The organism is Erythrobacter sp. Dej080120_24 (assembly GCF_036322605.1).
GTDB classification, from domain to species: domain Bacteria; phylum Pseudomonadota; class Alphaproteobacteria; order Sphingomonadales; family Sphingomonadaceae; genus Erythrobacter; species Erythrobacter aurantius.
The window spans coordinates 2,455,488-2,472,958 of record NZ_AP027262.1; the positions used below are offsets into that span (position 1 = coordinate 2,455,488).

Genomic DNA, 17,471 nt, shown 5'->3' on the forward strand with positions numbered 1-17,471 from the left:
AAAACGCCGGCGGACGAAACCTCGTCGGCCAGCGTTGCGGAGCTCCCTTGGGAACAACCGGCTTTGTCAGGTTCGATGGTGGAGCCTAGCGGGATCGAACCGCTGACCTCAACACTGCCAGTGTTGCGCTCTCCCAGCTGAGCTAAGGCCCCGTTCCATCGATTTTTGCGACCTACCCGAAGGTAGTATCGCGCCCCTGCGTTCGCAAGGGAGCGCCCCCTTAGGCCCGCCCCCAGCGAAACGCAAGACCAAAATCAGTTATCGTCGTCGCCGTCGTCGTCCTTGCCCGCAGGCACGCCGAGATCGTCGTCGCCGCCAAGGTCAACATCGTTATCGGGCGAATCATCATCGTCGTCGATATCGCCGATATCGTCCAGATCATCATCGTCGCCGCCCAGATCGCTGTCGGCGTCTTCCTTCTTCTTGTCGGCTTCATCCAGCGGGATAGGCTGCTTCGACTTGAGCACCGGCTCCGGATCCCATTCCTCACCGCATTCGATGCAGGAAACCGGATCATCCTTGCCCAGATCGTAGAAGCGTTCTCCGCATTTCGGACAGGTACGCTTGGTACCCCATTCAGGCTTCGCCATTCGAATATCCTTAACTGTGCCCGGTGTTTCGGGGGCATCTGAATTCAAAACTGTGTGGGACCGGGCTCGGCGTGATTCAAGGCTCGGAATCAAGAGCACCGTTCCGGATTCGGCGCGCCTTGCCAGAAGGCTGAGGCGCTGTCAAAGACCCTCGCGCCATGCCGAGCCACACATTCCAACCTTCCGCCCCGCTCACCGGCCGCCTGCGCGTGCCGGGGGACAAGTCGATCAGCCACCGCGCCCTGATGTTCGCAGGGCTTGCCGTGGGGCAAAGCCGGATCACCGGATTGCTCGAAGGCGAGGACGTGCTGGCCACGGCTGCCGCAATGCGCCAGCTGGGCGCGCGAATCGAGCGCTCGGAAGATGGCACCTGGATTGTCGATGGTGCAGGCGTCGGCAGCCTGCTCGAACCCAAACAGGCGCTCGACATGGGCAATTCAGGCACGTCCACCCGCTTGATGATGGGCCTGCTGGCAAGCCACGCGATCAGCGCCACCTTCATCGGCGACGCCAGCCTTTCAGGCCGCCCGATGAACCGCGTGATCGACCCGCTGAGCCAGATGGGCGCGACCTTCGAAGCCTCGCCCGGAGGCACCCTCCCCTGCATGCTTCGCGGCGCATCGCCCGCTGTGCCGATCACCTATCGCCTGCCCGTCGCCAGCGCGCAGGTAAAAAGCGCGGTGCTGCTGGCGGGACTGAACACGCCGGGCATCACCCGCGTGATAGAACCTGCCCCCACCCGCGACCACACCGAAAGGATGCTGACCGGATTCGGCGCAAAGCTGGAGGTGACGGAAGATAACGGGGAGCGCGTCATCGCCATCCATGGAGAGGCCGACCTGAAACCGATGGATGTGGTGGTACCGGGGGATCCTTCCTCCGCCGCCTTCTTCATCGTCGCCGCCAGCATCGTGCCGGGCAGCGATCTCGTGATCGAGAACGTCGGGCTCAACCCAACGCGTGCGGGGATTGTCACGGTGCTGAGGCAGATGGGCGCGGATATCGAAGAACTTTCCCCCCGCGAAGTCGGCGGGGAGCCGGTGGCAGACCTGCGGGTGCGCCACGCGCGGCTGAAAGGCGTAGATGTCGACCCCGCTATCGTGCCGAGCATGGTCGATGAATTCCCCGTGCTGTTCGTTGCCGCCGCGCTCGCTGAAGGGACGACGCGCACCACCGGGCTGGAGGAATTGCGGGTCAAGGAATCGGACCGCATCAGCGTGATGGCCGAAGCGCTGACGCTGGCGGGTGCAAGGGTCGAAGAGCAGGAAGACGGCCTTACCATCCATGGCACGGGCGGCGAGCCTTTGCACGGCACTCCGGACAGCGCGAGCGTCGCGACCCGGCTCGATCACCGAATTGCGATGAGCATGGCGGTGTCAGGCCTTGTCAGCCGCGACGGTGTACGCTTGGACGATATCGCCCCGATCGCGACCAGCTTTCCAAGCTTCATCGACTTGCTAGAAAACGCGACTTCCTGAATAAACTCGGCACCGATTCAAACGCGGGAAACCAGACATGAAACGACGCCTTTTCGCCCCTGCCCTGCTTTTCCTTGCCGCCTGCACCAGCGCGGCTCAGGCTGCGACCTATGAGATGTTCCGCGATCCGAATTGCGGTTGCTGCGGATTGTGGGCCGATCATGTGCGTACCGAAAACGAAGTGCCCGTCGAAGTCACCGTCACACAGGACATGACGCGCGTGAAGCAGCAGCACGGCGTCCCGCAGGACCTTTGGAGCTGCCACACGATGATCGTCGATGGCTATGTGATCGAAGGCCACGTGCCCGCCGAACAGATCGAACGCCTGCTCAAGGAAAAGCCGAGGGGCGTGGTTGGCCTCGCCGTACCCGGAATGCCGATCGGTTCGCCCGGAATGGAAATGGGCAACCGTAAGCAGCCCTATCAGGTCATCGCCTTTCGCGAGGACGGCAGCCGCTTTGTCTTCGCCAGCTACAGCTAGGGCATGGAAACCCCGCTCGACATCTACAGCATCATCGGTTTTTTCGGCACGGCCTGCATCATCGGCGCCTATGCCTATCTCACCTATGTCGATGAACCCAACCCCTACATCGTCCACGGCACCAATCTGACGGGCGCCGGCCTGCTGACGATCAGCCTGCTGGTCCACACCAACTGGCCCAGCCTCGTGCTCGAAGGGTTCTGGGCGGCAATCGCGGTGTTCGGACTGGTGAAGGCCTTGCGTGGGCGCACCATGCGCGACACAAACGGGGGATGATCGGCCAGCGACTGAAGTCAGCCCTCCGACTGGGCAACAGCCCCATGCTAAGGCGCATTCTCGCCGCCCTCATCCTGTTGGGCGCGGCGACAATCATTCCGTTTGTCCGATATCAAGGCGGGCATTTGTGGTTTGAGCTTTTGGTCAACGTCATTGCAGCGCTGGGTGCTTTGGCTTTCCTGCATTTTCGCTGGCGCGGGCAGGAACGCAGGGCAATGACGCGCGGCCAGATGAAGGACATTTTCGAATGATTATCGCCGTTGATGGCCCGACAGCTTCGGGCAAGGGAACCATTGCCAAGAGGCTTGCCGCGCATTTCGGGGTGCCGCATCTCGATACCGGCCTGCTCTATCGCGCCGTGGGGCGGCAGGTGGCTATCAACGGGGGTGATCCCGACAATCCGGCAGATGCGCTGGCGGCTTGCGCCTTTCCTGACGAACTGATGCAGGACGAGGTTCTGCGCAGCGAGGAAACCGGCGGATTGGCGAGCCGCGTCTCGATCCACCCCGATGTGCGCAAGGCCCTGTTCGATCGGCAACGCGCCTTCGCCGAGCAGCCCGGCGGGGCGGTGCTCGACGGGCGCGATATCGGCACCGTGATCGCGCCCGATGCCGATGTGAAGCTGTTCATCACCGCCAGCGTGCAGGAACGCGCGCGGCGGCGCTGGCTGGAGATGACGGGTCGCGAAATCGAGATCCCGCTGATCGAGATCGAGCGCGATATCGTCAATCGCGACGCGCGCGACATCAACCGGGCCGATGCCCCGCTCAAGGCAGCGCCCGACGCGCTGATCATCGACACGACCGAATTTGACCAGAACGGCGCTTTCGAACTGGTGCTCGAAGCGGTCACTGCGGCGCTGGAGAAGGAATAGCCCGCTTTCCTACTCGCCCGTGATGATGGCAGGGTCCTTTGCATGCGCCCGCCCCTGCCCCTTGCCCCAGCAATTCCGCCATTTGCCGGTGTTGCGCATGGGCGGAGAATTTTTCTCCAGGACAGTGTTCCATCTGTTCCATCCTGTAGGGAATCGCACCCGCAATTTGCTTGCATTTCGCCCGCCTTTCCCCTAGGCGCGCCCCCGTTCTCGAACATCCTTGGATGGACAGGACCTTCGCATCTGCATTCGGCGGTGCGGAGAACGTCGGCCTCTTGCCCGCAAGGCCAGCGCAATGGTGCGCCAGGCGGCGGTTTAAGACCCCGGAAAAACCGGTGGCCGGTAGCAAACAAACACGAGGAAACTCACCCTATGGCAACTTCTGCCAACCCTACGCGCGACGATTTCGAAGCGCTGCTTAACGAACAGCTCGGCGGCGCCGGCGAAGACGGCTTTGAAGGCCGCGTCGTCATGGGCACCGTCACCGCGATCGAAAACGGCTATGCCGTGATCGACGTTGGCCTCAAGAGCGAAGGCCGCATCTCCCTCAAGGAATTCAGCCGCGGCGAAGACGATCACGGCCTTTCGGTCGGTGACGAAGTCGAAGTCTATGTCGACCGCGTTGAAAACGCCGACGGCGAAGCCATGCTGTCGCGTGACCGCGCCCGCCGCGAAGCCGCGTGGGACAAGCTGGAAAGCGAATTTGGCGAAGGCAAGCGCGTCGAAGGCCGCATCTTCGGCCGCGTCAAGGGTGGCTTCACCGTGGACCTCGACGGCGCCGTGGCCTTCCTTCCCGGCTCGCAGGTCGACATCCGTCCGGTTCGCGATGTGAACCCGCTGATGGAAGTGCCGCAGCCCTTCCAGATCCTCAAGATGGATCGTCGTCGCGGCAACATCGTCGTCTCGCGTCGTGCGGTGCTCGAAGAAACCCGCGCCGAACAGCGCAGCGAACTGATCAGCGATCTGGCCGAAGGTCAGGTGATCGACGGCGTCGTCAAGAACATCACCGATTACGGTGCTTTCGTTGACCTCGGCGGCATCGACGGCCTGCTGCACGTCACCGACATGAGCTACAAGCGCGTCAACCATCCGAGCGAAGTGATCGCTATCGGCGACACCGTGACGGTTCAGATCGTGCGCATCAACGCCGATACCCAGCGCATCAGCCTCGGCATGAAGCAGCTCGAAAGCGATCCGTGGGATGGCGTCGCCGCCAAGTATCCGATCGGCATGAAGCTGTCGGGTCAGGTGACCAACATCACCGAATACGGCGCATTCGTCGAACTGGAGCCGGGCATCGAAGGCCTGGTCCACGTCAGCGAAATGAGCTGGACCAAGAAGAACGTCCACCCCGGCAAGATCGTCTCGACCTCGCAGGAAGTCGAAGTCATGGTGCTCGAAGTCGACAGCGACAAGCGTCGCATTTCGCTCGGCCTCAAGCAGGCCCAGCGCAATCCGTGGGACGAGTTCGCCGAGAAGCACCCGGTCGGCACCGAGGTCGAAGGCGAAGTCAAGAACGCCACCGAATTCGGCCTGTTCATCGGCCTCGACGGCGATGTCGACGGCATGGTCCACATGTCGGATATCGCATGGGGCATTTCGGGCGAGGACGCGCTGGCGCTTCACCGCAAGGGTGAAATGGTCAAGGCCGTGGTTCTCGACGTCGATGTCGAGAAGGAACGCATCAGCCTCGGCATGAAGCAGCTCGAAAAGGGTGCTCCGACCGAAGCGGGTGCCGCTGCCGCAGGTTCGCTGCGCAAGGGCCAGACCGTCACCGTCACCGTTCTCGAAGTCCGCGATGGCGGCCTCGAAGTGCAGGTTGGCGACGACGGCGCGACCGGCTTCATCAAGCGTTCGGACCTCGGCCGTGACCGCGACGAACAGCGCCCCGACCGCTTCCAGGTCGGCAGCAAGGTCGACGCGATGGTCACCGGTTTCGACCGTTCGAAGAAGCCCAACTTCTCGATCAAGGCGCGTCAGATCGCCGAAGAGAAGGAAGCGGTGCAGCAGTTCGGTTCGTCCGACAGCGGCGCTTCGCTGGGCGACATCCTGGGCGAGGCTCTGAAGAAGGGCGAATAAGCCCTACTTCTCGCATCAGGCGAAATCAGGAAGGCCCGTCTGCAGCGATGCAGGCGGGCCTTTCCTATCCGGGCTTCAGCGCCTACATGGATGGCTATGCTAGAAGTCCATCAGTTCCCCTGCCTGTCCGACAATTACGGATATCTGCTCCACAATTCGGTCACCGGCGAAACCGCCGCGATCGACACCCCCGATGCCAAGGAATACCTGAAACAGGCTGCGGCAAAGGGATGGACAATCACCCACATCTGGAACACGCACTGGCATCCCGATCACGCGGGCGGCAATGAAGCGATCCAGGAAGCGACCGGCTGCACCATCCTTGGCCCGGCAGAGGTTGAGGGCAAGTTCCCGATCGACCGCGTCGTCGCCCATGGCGAAACCGTGAACCTCGGTGACTACCGTGTCGATGTCATCGACGTGTCGGGCCACACCAACGGCCACATCGCCTTCCATATCCCCGAACAAGGCATTGCCTTCGTCGGTGACGCCGTGTTCGCGCTCGGCTGCGGGCGGATGTTCGAAGGCGAGCCCAAGCAGTTCTGGAACAGCCTTGACCGTATCCGCAGGCTGCCAACCGAAACCACGCTCTATTGCGCGCACGAATACACGCAGTCGAACGCCAGATTTGCACTTCACGCCGATCCCGACAATGAGGCGCTGAAGGATTACGCCGCCGAAATCGACGCAAAGCGTGCGCGGGGTGAATGGACCGTGCCTGCCGTGCTCAGCCGCGAACTGGCGACCAACCCCTTCCTGCGGGCGGACGATCCGGCGATGATGGCGAAATGGGGCGGCAATGCTCCGCACGAGACATTCGCCGCGCTGAGGGCGGCGAAGGACAATTTCTGAGCGCGCATGAAAGCGTTAATCGTCGATAACCTGTCGGATGACCTGTCAGGACTGGCGCTGACTGAGACTCCATCGCCCGTCCGCATGCCGGGCGAGGTTCTGGTGGCAGTGCAGGCGGCCTCGCTCAATTTCCCCGATCTGCTGATGACGCAGGGGGCCTACCAGTTCAAACCCGAGCTGCCCTTCACCTCCGGGCTCGAATTCGCAGGCGAGGTGCTGGAGGCCAATCCGGACAGCGGCTTTGCCCCCGGTGACCGGGTGATGGGTGGCAACAAGACCGGCGCCTTTGCCGAAGTGGCCAGCGTTCCAGCGGGCAAGCTGTCGCCGATGCCCGAAGGCATGGATTTCGCGCAGGCCGCCGCGATGGGTGCGGCCTATTCGACCGCCTTCACCGGCCTCGTCGAGCTGTGCGGCTTCAAGGAAGGGCAATGGGTGCTGGTCCACGGCGCGAGCGGCGGGGTCGGGCTTGCCGCCTGCGACCTCGCGCGGGCCCTGGGCGCGAGGGTGATCGCCACCACCGGCAGCCCGGCCAAGGCCGATCGCATTGCCGCCCTCGCCCGCCCGGACGCGGTGATCCTCGCCGAAGGGCGCTTCCGCGAACAGGTCGCCGAACTCACCGGCGGGACGCTGGCGGACATTGTGTTCGATCCTGTGGGCGGCGACGTGTTCGACGAATCGACCCGCTGCGTCGCCTTTGGCGGAAAGCTGATCGTGGTCGGCTTCACCAGCGGGCGCATTGCGGAGGTCGCCACCAACATTCCCCTGATCAAAGGCTTTTCGATTGTCGGCCTTCGCGCGGGTGAATACGCGCGCCGTTTTCCCGAGCGCGGCAAGGCGATACAGTCTGAAATCGCGAGGCTGGCGGAGGTGGGAGCAATCAGCCCGGCGATCGACCGGGTCCTGCCTCTCAGCCGATGGCGCGAAGGCTTCGAAGCGATGGCCAATCGCGAACTGGTGGGCAAAGTGGTGTTCGAACCCGGCGCCTGATCGCCGGCCTACCGAAACAAGAAAGGCGGCCCGATGGACCGCCCTTCCCCTCTCCAACCGGAAAACTGGTTTGTCAGAGCGAGGCGATAACCTCGTCAGCCAGCGCCTTGTCAGCCGCACCATCATGCTTTTCAGCGATGATCGTGCGCGATGCAGCGGCAGCAGCATTGGCGGCACTGGCGCGAACGCCATCGACAGCTTCACGCTCTGCGGCGGCGATCTTGTCTTCGGCCATGCGCTTGCGCCGGGCGACCATCGCTTCGCTGTCGGCTTCGGCCTTGGCGAGGATGGCGTCTGCTTCGCGGCTAGCGCCTTCCATCATCGCTTCGGCGTCCTTTTCTGCCGATGCGATCTTGGCGGCGTATTCGTCGCGCAGCGTTTCCGCTTCGGCGCGCAGCGCCTTGGCTTCGTCAAGCTGCTGGCGGATTTCGGCGATCTTGGCGTCGAGGCCGCCGGTGATCATGCTGGGAACCTTCTTCCACACGAACACCGCAATCAGGATGAGCATCGCGAGCGACACCCACTGATAGGAATCGATCCCGAAGGCCGAAGGGCCGTCAGCAATGGTCAGGGCGATGATATCAGACATTGGCGAGCGCCTTCTTCACGGCGGATTTTGCAGTCCGCTTGTCGATCTTGGCCCCGGCGAGACGGGCAACGATGTCCTGAGTGGCTTCCGCCGCGACATCCTCAACCTCGGCCATCGCCGCCGCACGCGCCGCGTCGATATCGGCTTCGGCCTTGGCCAGCTTGGTATCAAGCCTCTTTTGCGCCGCTGCCAGCTTCTTTTCCGAAGCGACGGCCGCCTTGGCCTTGGCTTCAGCAATCACGCCTTGCGCCTTGGCACGGTTTTCGTTCTCGCGCTCGCGCCAGGCTTCTTCCTGAGCGTCTGCCGCATCACGGGCGGCCTGCGCAGCGGCAAGGTCGTCAGCGATCTGCTTGTCGCGCAGAGCAACGGTTCCCATCACCTTGGGCACCATTCCCCGTCCGATCACGAAGAAGGTGATGCCGAAGAAGAACAGGAGCCAGAAAATCTGGCTGGAGTAAGTTTCGGCTAGCTGGGCTATCTGAGGCATGGACTATGGTCCCGCGAGATGTGTCTTGAAAAAACCTTGCAAGGGCCGGCCTGGCGCGTGCGCCGGCCAGCCCTCGCCAAACCTTGCGTCGATCAGGCGACGAAGATCAGGATCATGGCGACGACGAACGCCAGCAGGCCGAGAAGTTCGGCTGCGGCGAAGCCGATGAACAGACGACCCTGCTGGCCGTCGGCAGCGCCCGGATTGCGCAGCGCGCTTTCGAGGAACGAACCGAAAACGTTACCCACGCCGATCGCGGCCATACCGGCACCGATTGCTGCGAGGCCTGCGCCGACGAGCTTGGCTGCTTCTGCTTCCATTGTAAAAACTCCTTGAAAATCAAAACTGTTGGAAAGGTAAGTTGAATAAACCCAATTGTGATTGGATCAGTGGAGGTGCTCTGCGTCGTTGATGTACAGCGACGTGAGCAGCGCAAAGACGTAAGCCTGAATGCCAGCCACCAGAATTTCCAGCGCGCTGATGGCAATCATCAGGGCGAAGCTAGGCAGGGCGACGATCAGGGTGGTTCCGATGCCGTAATTCGCACCGTCGATGACAAAGCTCGACAGCACTTTCAGCAGCACGTGACCGGCCATCATCGCCACGAACAGACGCAGGGCGAGGCTGAACGGGCGGATCAGGAACGAGAACAGTTCGATCAGGAAGATCGCGGGGATCATCGGCGCAGGCGTGCCGTGCGGCACGAACAGCGTGAAGAACTTGATCCCGTGCTTCGCAAAACCGACGATCAGGACGATCGAGAAACTGATTGCGGCCAGCACACCGGTGACGGTGAAGTGGCTGGTGAAGGTGAAGGCGTGGACGCCCGGAATGATACCGACGGGCAAAAGGCCCAGCAGGTTCGCGAACAGGATGAACATGAACAGGCTGAAGACGTAGGGCACATATTTGCGCCCTTCCTTGCCGATGTTCGCTTCGAGCATGTCGTCGATGAAGCCGGTGAAGGTTTCCACCGCCATCTGCCAGCGGCCCGGAACCAGCTCACGCTTCATGCCGCCGAACACGAACACCCACAGCAGAACCGTGGTGATCGCCATCCACATGGCGGAGTTGGTGAACGCGATATTGAAGCCTGCAATGTCCCAGCTCTGGCCGAACAACGGCTCGATGTGGAACTGCTTCATCGGATCGACTTTGGCTTCTTCGCCTGCCACGATCTCTTGTATCCCTGGTACCTGTAAAACGCGCCCCGAATATCCAGACCTTGTCAGGATGGATCGTCAGGGCGAGTGTTTGCCGCACGAATGATGTTTCTGAAGGCCACGCCTATTCCGAGGAACAGACCGGCCAACAGACCCCAGGGCAGCGTGTCGAAGACCCAATCAAAGAGCCATCCCATCACGCTGCCACCAAGAATACCGCCCAGAAGATCGGCCAAAGCGCGGTTTCCGGCGCGATAATTCGCATCGGTTGCCTGCACCTTGGGCCGGTTGCGCTCTTCTTCACGCTCGCGTGCGGCTTTCAGCCGCGCTTCGAGCGCGTCGATCCGCGCATCCTCGGCGATGGATTCTCGGGCGGGTTTCTCGTCGCTCATGCTAGCTTCCTGTAACGGCAAGCGAGGCACGCAGCGCAAAGGTGCCCGCCGAGGGCGCCTGCCCCCTAGAAGAGGGCAAAACCCGAGTCAATGGTGGGCTGTTGCTGTTTCCGCATGCCACCCGGCAACCAGCGAAACCAAGGGCGAAATTACGGGCAGATCGACAGCCGCTCAGGAGGAGCGTCAGTGCGGGTTTTCCAGCTGCCATCGGGCGCCTGATACTTCTCACCCGGAGTAGTCCGGGCAATCGCCTGACACCCGGCGGTGATCGCATATTGTTCAAGCGTCGCGTTGTTTTCCTTCGCCTTTTCCGCATAGACCGCCCGGCGACGAATGTTGATATCGTCCACCATGCGCTGCAAGTCGGGCGTCGCCTGTCCCGTAATGCCGAGATAGCCATCGGTCTGTTCGCCCACGCTGCCGCTCGCACGCGCCGCGGCATAGGCCGGATCGCGCTGCGCCTGAGCCGGAGCAGCCAAGGCTGCAAAACCCGCCACAGCAACCATTCCTGCCATCAACAGTTTGCGACTGTTCTTCATTTCAATTCCTCCAGCCTCGCGGCCGCCTCATGCGCGGATCAGAAAATATCCGCATTCTCGTCAATCGTGTTGCTGGCGTCTTCCGCCAGTCGATACAGCACTTCCGCCCGGATGTTGATGTCGAGCTGGATCACGATCGGATCCTCCGGCGCGGTAATGTTGATGCACCCGCTCAGCGAGAGCGCACCTGCCATCCCCAGGCCTGCTTTCATCACACCGGGCATCGCCCAGTAACCTTTCATCCCGAACCCCCTGCGTGGCCTCCGCCGGATTTTGGCAGGGGTGCAGGGAACGGTCAATTTCGGCAGCATCATGGCTGGTCCTCGCTTTCTGGAGGTTGAACGGCGGGTTCATCGCGCCGCTGGTTTTCGTCGGTCGGGGCAGGAGCATCGGGTGCCGTCGGCGCAAGCACCGCGCCATAGACGCCGAGCCGTTCGCGAATGTCGTCGCGATCGAACACGCGCGGATCGAACAATCCACGTACGATCGTGGCGAGCAGGTAGAAATTGTCGGACCGCACATTGATCGCAAAGCGGATCGGCAGTTTCGCGATCCGCCGGGTGATGAAGTTCTGGCTGGTTCCTTCGCCCTGCCGGACACCGTCGATCTGGAAACGGGTGACGATCTCCCCGGCGAGGCTTCCCTCCAGCTCCACCGCCATCTGGCGATAGTCGAGCGATCGCAATGTCTGGAACGCAAAATTGCCCATCGTGCCCAGATCTTCGTAGGTCAGTTCGCCGACATAGGCGACATTCCCACCCGGCGGGCGGGCGATCAGCAGGCCGTTTCGGATGAAGCCATTGCCATCCTGGTCGAAGAAAATCGGGATGGTGCCGTCAAACTTGCCGGTCGCGCCGAGATTGGTCAGCTCCATCTGCGTCACGAAAGTCGCGGCATCCAGGGCGATCAGCTCGAAAATATAGTTCTGGCCACCCACCCCGCCATAGGTCACCTCGGTCGGGCGCAGGATCAGCTCGCCGCCCATGAACGGCCAGCGCGCGTCCTCAATCCGGATCGTCTCGCCATTCTCCATCGAATAGACGACGCGCCCCTCCAAAGCCTCAATCCCCGGATTGACCGAGGCGATCTCCAGCACTTGCGAAGGCGCCGTGGTAAGGCTGATGAGATCGGTAAAGGTGATTTCCCCGCGCACACCGCGCACCGGGCCAAACGCGGCCGCGAAATCGAATCCGTCCGAGCGGAACACGCCGGAGGAGGTTACGTCATCTGCGTTCCAGTCGATCTGCCCTTCCCCGTCAATCCGGCCTTCGGCTGCCGCGATCACGCCGAGCGCGAGCGGGATAAGATCGGAGGGCTGAAGCCGGTTGTTGAAGCGCAAGCCGTCAACGGTGATGCGCGCCCCGCCCGTCGCCTTCTCAAGATCATGCGACAGATCGACACGGGCGATCCGCGCGCGCGATCCAGGGTGAACCAGATCGCTGCGCGCGGTAATGAATCCATCGACGAAATCGAGCCGCATGTCTTGCCCGATCAGCGGGTTGAAGCGGGGCCCGTTACGCAGGGCTGGGTCGGGCCGGTCGGAAAGGCTGAATGACCCCCCTTCCAAGCGGAGCCCGCCCTCTCCGAACCGCCAGCTGGCCGTTGTCCCGTTGATATCGAGCGGAACGGCGGGCAGATGCGCGTCGAGCCCGGCGATAATTCCGCCATAATCGCCACCCTCAAGTGCGTCGAACTCACCTTCGAGCGCATCGGCGTTGAAGCGGTAAGCTTCCGGCCCGTCACCCAGAGCGATTTCGGTGCCATACACCCCGAAGCGTCCCGGATAGAGCCCCACGGCACGTTCAATGGCGATGTTGACCGGTGATCCGTCCAGCACTCCCGCAAGCACGAGATTATCGGTTTGAGCAGCGATATTCAGATTATCGGCGTATGTGAGTATGGCATCCGAATGGAGCGGGCACAGTTTGACGGAGCGCCCGCTCAGCATCGCGCCGCTCATCTCCAGCGCATCGACACTGATCGCGGCGCAATCGCGCCACATTTTGACGCCTCCTGCCTGAGTCCAGTCACCCTTCAGCGGCACCGAAAGCCCGCGCACCGATCCGCCGGGGATCGCACCTTCTGCCTTTGCGATGCCGTCAAATACGACCCGCCCCTTGCGATCCTGGCGCAGTTCAAGCGCGGGCACAGATAACGCATCTGTACCCACGCGATATTCGTCCAGCGTCATCCTCAGCGCCAGATCGCCGCCCTGCACTTGCTCCATTCGTCCTGAAATGGTTGGCAGGTCCTGCCCGCCGCTGCGGAAGTTTCCGGCGAACCTGTCTCCCTTGCTGGTGTAGCTTGCGCGCGAGACAGCCAGCACCGTTTCGCCCGCGGCGCTGCGCAAACGCGCTTCGGGAATGATCGCGCTCACCCCGTCCGCATTCCATCGCAAGGTGGTGTTCGCGCCGAGCGACGCTCCGGCCAGCGCCCGATCAAGCCCCCGTTCCAAACGGGTTGCCAGCGAACCGATCAGTGACCCGCTGCCAGCCTCGCGAATCGAGGCCAGAGCCTCGCTTTGCCCCGCTTCGACGCGCGCGCCGGAGCCGCTGATTTCAACATCCCACGCCCCCTCTTCCAATGCGGCATCGGTGCGCAGCGCGCCATCAATGGCCAAATCGGCCAATGCCAGACCGGGCGCTTGCAGCCGCTCGCCTGAAATATCGTGATCAATCCGCAGTCGCCCTGCGCCGCCCGTGGGGAAGCTCCATTTGAGATCGACATTGCCTGACACTCGCTCGGCAATCGCTTCCGCAAAGCGAGCATTCACACCCGCGAGATCAAACCGCGCATCGATGGATTCAAAACTGTCTGAAAGCGAAAGATCGGCCGCAATGTCCGCCGACGCAAGCCGCGCCCCCTGGCATTCAACCTCGCGCAGCCGGAGCGGCCCATCAAAGGCAGGCGAGCCGGAATCGGTTTCGATCTGGCCATAAAGAGTGGCGGTGCCAGCGCGGCAATCTTCGCTGCCTACGCCCGGAGCGGTGACGGCCAACATCCCCTTGAAGCCGTCATCAATTGGCCCCGCGCCCTCCAGCTTGGCAGCCAAGCGCCCGTAGTCGCTTTCAATCAACGCCCGCCCGTCGCGGATTGCGACATCAAGCGCAGGCAGACCGGGGGGCTCATCGCTGTCGGCATAGATCACCCGGTCGAGCGATCCGAGGCTGAAGGTCCCATCCTTGAACGAGCCATAGAGCCGGGGGCGCACCAGTTCGATCCGCCCGATGGTTGGCGCGCCGAGCGAATAGACAATACCGACGCGCACCTCTTCGGCAGTCAGATCGGGCGCGGAGGGATCACCGATCACCAGATTTCGGATTATCTGCTGCCCGGTCCCGATCTCGACAATCTCGTAACTGGCCGGCAGATCATAAGCCGCGAGCGCATTGTCGATCAGATTGGCGGCAATCCGCTCTCGCTGAAGCCAGGCAACCGCAAAAGTGCCCGCAATCACCAGCAACAGGATCAGGCTTATGCGCCACCGCCAGCGCTTTGGCCACAAACCGCGCGAAAGCGGCTCGTGCGAATGCGCGGCATCAGGGGGCGGTGCTGCGGCTGTCATGCTCTCCACTTGCGCAGATTGCCCTGCAAAGGCAATGAAAGGTCGTTGAAAAACCAGTGGTGAGGCGCAGATTGCCACAGTCTGAAGACAGTTTCGATTTTGGCGATGAAAATGCGTCGCCTTCACCTCCCGTTTCGGATTCGGGCAAGCACGCTGGCATGGGCCATCGCGAACGCTTGCGTCAGCGACTGCTGAAAGGCGGCGCGGAGGCGCTGGCCGATTACGAAGTGCTCGAATACCTGTTGTTCGCCGCGATCAAGCAAGGCGATACCAAGCCGATTGCGAAGGCCCTGCTCAAACAGTTCGGATCATTGGCTGGTGTGCTGAATGCCGATCCCGCCGCGTTGCAACGGGTGAAAGGTGTGGGCGAAACCAGCGCCGCCGCGCTCAAAAGCGTGGCTGTCGCCGCGCGCCGCATGGCACGCAGCGAAGTGATCGCGAAACCTGTGCTGGGAAGCTGGCAGGCCCTGCTCGATTATCTGTCCATCGACATGGCGCATCTCACGGTCGAGCGGGTGCGGGTGCTTTATCTCGACACGCGCAACCGCCTGATCGACGATCATCACGTTGGCGACGGTTCGATTGACGAAGCCGCGATCCACCCACGCGAAGTCATCCGGCGGGCGATGGATCTGGGCGCGAGCGCGCTGATCCTTGTCCACAATCACCCCAGCGGCAATCCGGAACCGAGCCGGGCCGACATCCAGATAACCCAGCGCATCGCCGAGGCCGGCCGATTGCTGGGGGTCACAGTCCACGATCACGTGATTGTCGGGCGCGAAGGGCATGTGTCGCTGCGGGCAAAAGGGCTGATCTGACCTTCAGGAACCTGTAATCAGGCGCACGCCCGAATGCTGCGCGAAGAAATTCCACGCCCAGTTGACCACCACCGTAATCCGGTTGCGCGTCCCCGTCAGGAAACCGACATGGACTACGCCCCAAAGCCACCATGCCACTGCTCCCGACAGGCTGAAGGAACCGAAATCGGCCACCGCCGACTTGCGCCCGATTGTCGCAAGGCTGCCCTGATGCCGATAGGCAAAGGGGCCGGGACAAGGCCTTCCCAGCAATTCGGCCTCGATCACTAGGCTGACGTACGCCCCCGCCTGTTTCGCAGCGGGAGCAAGGCCCGGAACGGGATCACCATTCCATGCGTGACTTAGGGCTGTATCACCGATTGCGAACACATCATCGACCGGCTGGCCGTCTGCGCCGATAACGCGGAGGTGGCCGTTCACCTCCACCCGGCCCGCGCGATCAGCATTTGCGCCGAGCCATCGCGCTGCGGGCGATGCCGCCACGCCCGCCGCCCACAACACCGTTTCTGTCTCGATCACCGCATCTTCGCCCATCTTCACATGAGCAGAAGCGATTTCGGTAACGCGGCTGCCGGTGCGGATTTCGACTCCCAGTTCCTCCAGTGAACGGGCCGCTTCTATCGACAAGGTTTCGGGAAACGCCGGAAGGATACGCGGCCCCGACTGGACGAGGATGACGCGCGCGCTCGCAGGATCGATGACCCGGAATTCGCGCTCCACGCTTACCCTGGCAAGCTCGGCAATCGCACCGGCCAGTTCCACTCCGGTGGGCCCCGCTCCGACGATGACGAAGGTCAGAAGACGCCTCGCCCTTTCGGGATCGCCACAGGCTTCGGCTTCTTCGAATGCGTTGAGGATGGATGAGCGGACGGCGACCCCGTCTTCAATCGTCTTCAGCCCCGGTGCGTGCGCACCCCATTCATCGCGCCCGAAATAGCTGTGCGTCGCGCCGGTAGCGATTATCAGCCTGTCATATGTCACGCTTCGACCATCGCCATAGGAAACCGAGCGTCCGGCCGTATCAATCGCACTCACCTCGCCCTTGATGACGCGCACATTGCCGTCGCCCTTGAAGAGGCTGCGGATCGGCACCGCGATGTCGGCGGGGTTCAGCGTGGCGGTAGCGATTTGATACAGCAACGGTTGGAACAGGTGATAATTGCGCTTGTCGATCACGGTAATCCGCACGGGCAAGCGCTTCAGCCGCGCCACTGCTGCCAGCCCGCCGAACCCCGCCCCGATCACCACGATATGCGGCCAGTGCGCAGGGATTTCGGAATAGTCGCGATCAAACAATATGTTCTTTTCAAGCCACGCGAGAATGGCCCGGTCCACCGAAAGCACTCCGGCGCCCTTGGCTTCGTAGATCGCGAGGAACAGGAAGGGGAAAAGCGTCACATCGGGATGCGCGCCGGTTATCATGTAGGCCCCGATCAGGAAGAACAGGCCATAGGAGACAATCACCGCACCGAAACCGGTGATGAAGAACGCGGCGGTGATCAGAGCCAGCCATGTCGGAAATCCGGCGAAGATCGTGGTCGGCAGCCAGGTCTGCACAGCCACGGGAAGATCGATGAGATGGGTGTGATTGAGCAGGCTGGCGGCCAGCCATATCCGCACCAGCGCCATGAACAGCGGAGCAAGTGCTTCTCTTGACCACTCGCCTGCACCGATGATCGGGCGAGCCAGCGGCAAGGCGCTGCTTTTCAGACCTGACGACAGCGCCCGATCGATCGAGAACAACGCCGGGCCATGAAGAGCGTACCATAGCAGCATGGCCGCAACGATCAGATTGGTCGTCGTCGGAATGTAGACTGCCTGACTCAGCAAGGTCAGGGCGGCCATTGCCAAGGCGGCAGGCCGGGTCATCAATCCGACGATCAGCAGGACCGGCCCGACCAGTTCGATTGCGAGCCCGATGGCGGCCGCCGTTGCCGGCTCCATCCATGCGACCGGATATTCATTGGTCGCCAGAAACACCGCGGTATCCCAGTCCGCCGCCTTTACGATGCCGGATCGCAGGAACCACAGCGCGATGAAGAACCGGATCGCCAGATCGCTGAACGGCCAGAACGTCTCGGTCCCTTCGAGGTACCATTTGGTCCACCGGCGCAAGGTCACCCTGACAAATGGCGGGTATCGTTCTTCCTGAAGTCTTGATGACGTCGCAGCCGACGCATCTGAACCCGCTCCGCTTTGCCGGGCAGAATTCGACATATTGCGTTCCTCCTGCCTTACCTTTCGCGACGAAGGTCTGCCGGGTTACAGCCGGTCAGAAGTCCGGGCCCGGTTCGGGAAAAG

Annotated in this window: 19 protein-coding genes and 1 tRNA gene; 9 read left to right on the forward strand and 11 right to left on the reverse strand. The window is 62.3% G+C overall.

All coding sequences use genetic code 11. The annotated features are described in order from the left end of the window. Positions 1-76: 76 nt before the first annotated feature. Together AABA34_RS11745 and AABA34_RS11750 are read right to left on the reverse strand one after the other, a co-directional pair. Positions 77-152 (reverse strand) — tRNA-Ala (locus tag AABA34_RS11745). 102 nt (positions 153-254) lie between these two features. After that, positions 255-590, reverse strand: coding sequence for an FYDLN acid domain-containing protein (locus AABA34_RS11750; protein WP_034954329.1), 336 nt, complete (start codon positions 588-590; stop codon positions 255-257). 158 nt (positions 591-748) lie between these two features. Here AABA34_RS11750 and aroA point away from each other — a divergent pair, with 158 nt between their 5' ends. The 8 genes from aroA to AABA34_RS11790 all read left to right on the forward strand — a co-directional run bounded on the left by aroA (position 749) and on the right by AABA34_RS11790 (position 7,617). Next, on the forward strand, positions 749-2,068 hold the full coding sequence (gene aroA / locus AABA34_RS11755) for a 3-phosphoshikimate 1-carboxyvinyltransferase (RefSeq protein WP_338302787.1): 1,320 nt from the start codon (positions 749-751) through the stop codon (positions 2,066-2,068). A gap of 37 nt (positions 2,069-2,105) precedes the next feature. Continuing rightward, the gene (locus AABA34_RS11760) at positions 2,106-2,549 is read left to right on the forward strand and encodes a DUF411 domain-containing protein (RefSeq protein WP_338302788.1); all 444 of its coding nucleotides are present in this window, start codon (positions 2,106-2,108) and stop codon (positions 2,547-2,549) included. A 3-nt stretch (positions 2,550-2,552) separates the two neighbouring features. After that, the gene (locus tag AABA34_RS11765; protein WP_338302789.1) at positions 2,553-2,825 is read left to right on the forward strand and encodes a CBU_0592 family membrane protein; all 273 of its coding nucleotides are present in this window, start codon (positions 2,553-2,555) and stop codon (positions 2,823-2,825) included. 44 nt (positions 2,826-2,869) lie between these two features. Further along, positions 2,870-3,076 (forward strand): hypothetical protein, encoded by a 207-nt coding sequence (locus AABA34_RS11770; RefSeq protein ID WP_338302790.1) that lies wholly within the window; start codon positions 2,870-2,872, stop codon positions 3,074-3,076. After that, positions 3,073-3,699, forward strand: coding sequence for a (d)CMP kinase (locus AABA34_RS11775; protein WP_338302791.1), 627 nt, complete (start codon positions 3,073-3,075; stop codon positions 3,697-3,699). The genes AABA34_RS11770 and AABA34_RS11775 overlap by 4 nt, the downstream gene beginning before the upstream one ends. 372 nt (positions 3,700-4,071) lie before the next feature. Then, a complete protein-coding gene (gene rpsA, locus AABA34_RS11780) occupies positions 4,072-5,778 on the forward strand; it encodes a 30S ribosomal protein S1 (RefSeq protein WP_034954335.1) in 1,707 nt (568 codons plus the stop codon). Between the two features lie 96 nt (positions 5,779-5,874). After that, complete coding sequence (gene gloB / locus AABA34_RS11785; protein WP_338302792.1) at positions 5,875-6,630, forward strand: hydroxyacylglutathione hydrolase; 756 nt, start codon at positions 5,875-5,877, stop codon at positions 6,628-6,630. 6 nt (positions 6,631-6,636) lie between these two features. Continuing rightward, positions 6,637-7,617, forward strand: a complete 981-nt coding sequence (locus AABA34_RS11790; protein ID WP_338302793.1) for an NADPH:quinone oxidoreductase family protein — start codon at positions 6,637-6,639, stop codon at positions 7,615-7,617. A 73-nt stretch (positions 7,618-7,690) separates the two neighbouring features. On the opposite strand, the gene AABA34_RS11795 is transcribed toward AABA34_RS11790, so the two are convergent. The 8 genes from AABA34_RS11795 to AABA34_RS11830 form a co-directional block, all read right to left on the reverse strand. Continuing rightward, positions 7,691-8,206 carry a F0F1 ATP synthase subunit B family protein gene (locus AABA34_RS11795; RefSeq protein ID WP_338302794.1) on the reverse strand — a complete coding sequence of 172 codons (516 nt, stop codon included), beginning with the start codon at positions 8,204-8,206 and terminating at the stop codon, positions 7,691-7,693. Then, positions 8,199-8,693: a F0F1 ATP synthase subunit B family protein gene (locus tag AABA34_RS11800; protein WP_338302795.1), complete on the reverse strand. Its 495-nt coding sequence runs from the start codon at positions 8,691-8,693 to the stop codon at positions 8,199-8,201. The genes AABA34_RS11795 and AABA34_RS11800 overlap by 8 nt, the downstream gene beginning before the upstream one ends. A 92-nt stretch (positions 8,694-8,785) precedes the next feature. Beyond that, positions 8,786-9,013, reverse strand: a complete 228-nt coding sequence (locus AABA34_RS11805) for a F0F1 ATP synthase subunit C (RefSeq protein WP_027442220.1) — start codon at positions 9,011-9,013, stop codon at positions 8,786-8,788. Between the two features lie 66 nt (positions 9,014-9,079). Then, entirely contained in the window at positions 9,080-9,868 is a 789-nt protein-coding gene (locus AABA34_RS11810) for a F0F1 ATP synthase subunit A (protein ID WP_252258033.1), read from the reverse strand. A 53-nt stretch (positions 9,869-9,921) separates the two neighbouring features. Continuing rightward, the gene (locus AABA34_RS11815) at positions 9,922-10,248 is read right to left on the reverse strand and encodes an AtpZ/AtpI family protein (RefSeq protein WP_034954345.1); all 327 of its coding nucleotides are present in this window, start codon (positions 10,246-10,248) and stop codon (positions 9,922-9,924) included. 149 nt (positions 10,249-10,397) lie between these two features. Further along, positions 10,398-10,787 (reverse strand): YdbL family protein, encoded by a 390-nt coding sequence (locus tag AABA34_RS11820; RefSeq protein ID WP_034954347.1) that lies wholly within the window; start codon positions 10,785-10,787, stop codon positions 10,398-10,400. Positions 10,788-10,825: 38 nt separating this feature from the next. Next, entirely contained in the window at positions 10,826-11,029 is a 204-nt protein-coding gene (locus AABA34_RS11825) for a YnbE family lipoprotein (protein WP_034954349.1), read from the reverse strand. Positions 11,030-11,097: 68 nt separating this feature from the next. After that, a complete protein-coding gene (locus AABA34_RS11830) occupies positions 11,098-14,352 on the reverse strand; it encodes an intermembrane phospholipid transport protein YdbH family protein (RefSeq protein ID WP_338302796.1) in 3,255 nt (1,084 codons plus the stop codon). A gap of 71 nt (positions 14,353-14,423) precedes the next feature. Between AABA34_RS11830 and radC the strand changes: the two genes are divergently transcribed. Then, complete coding sequence (radC, locus tag AABA34_RS11835; RefSeq protein ID WP_445083733.1) at positions 14,424-15,170, forward strand: RadC family protein; 747 nt, start codon at positions 14,424-14,426, stop codon at positions 15,168-15,170. Positions 15,171-15,173: 3 nt separating this feature from the next. Here the strand turns inward: radC and AABA34_RS11840 are convergent, their stop codons facing one another. Next, positions 15,174-17,387: an FAD-dependent oxidoreductase gene (locus AABA34_RS11840; RefSeq protein WP_338302797.1), complete on the reverse strand. Its 2,214-nt coding sequence runs from the start codon at positions 17,385-17,387 to the stop codon at positions 15,174-15,176. Positions 17,388-17,471: the final 84 nt, after the last annotated feature.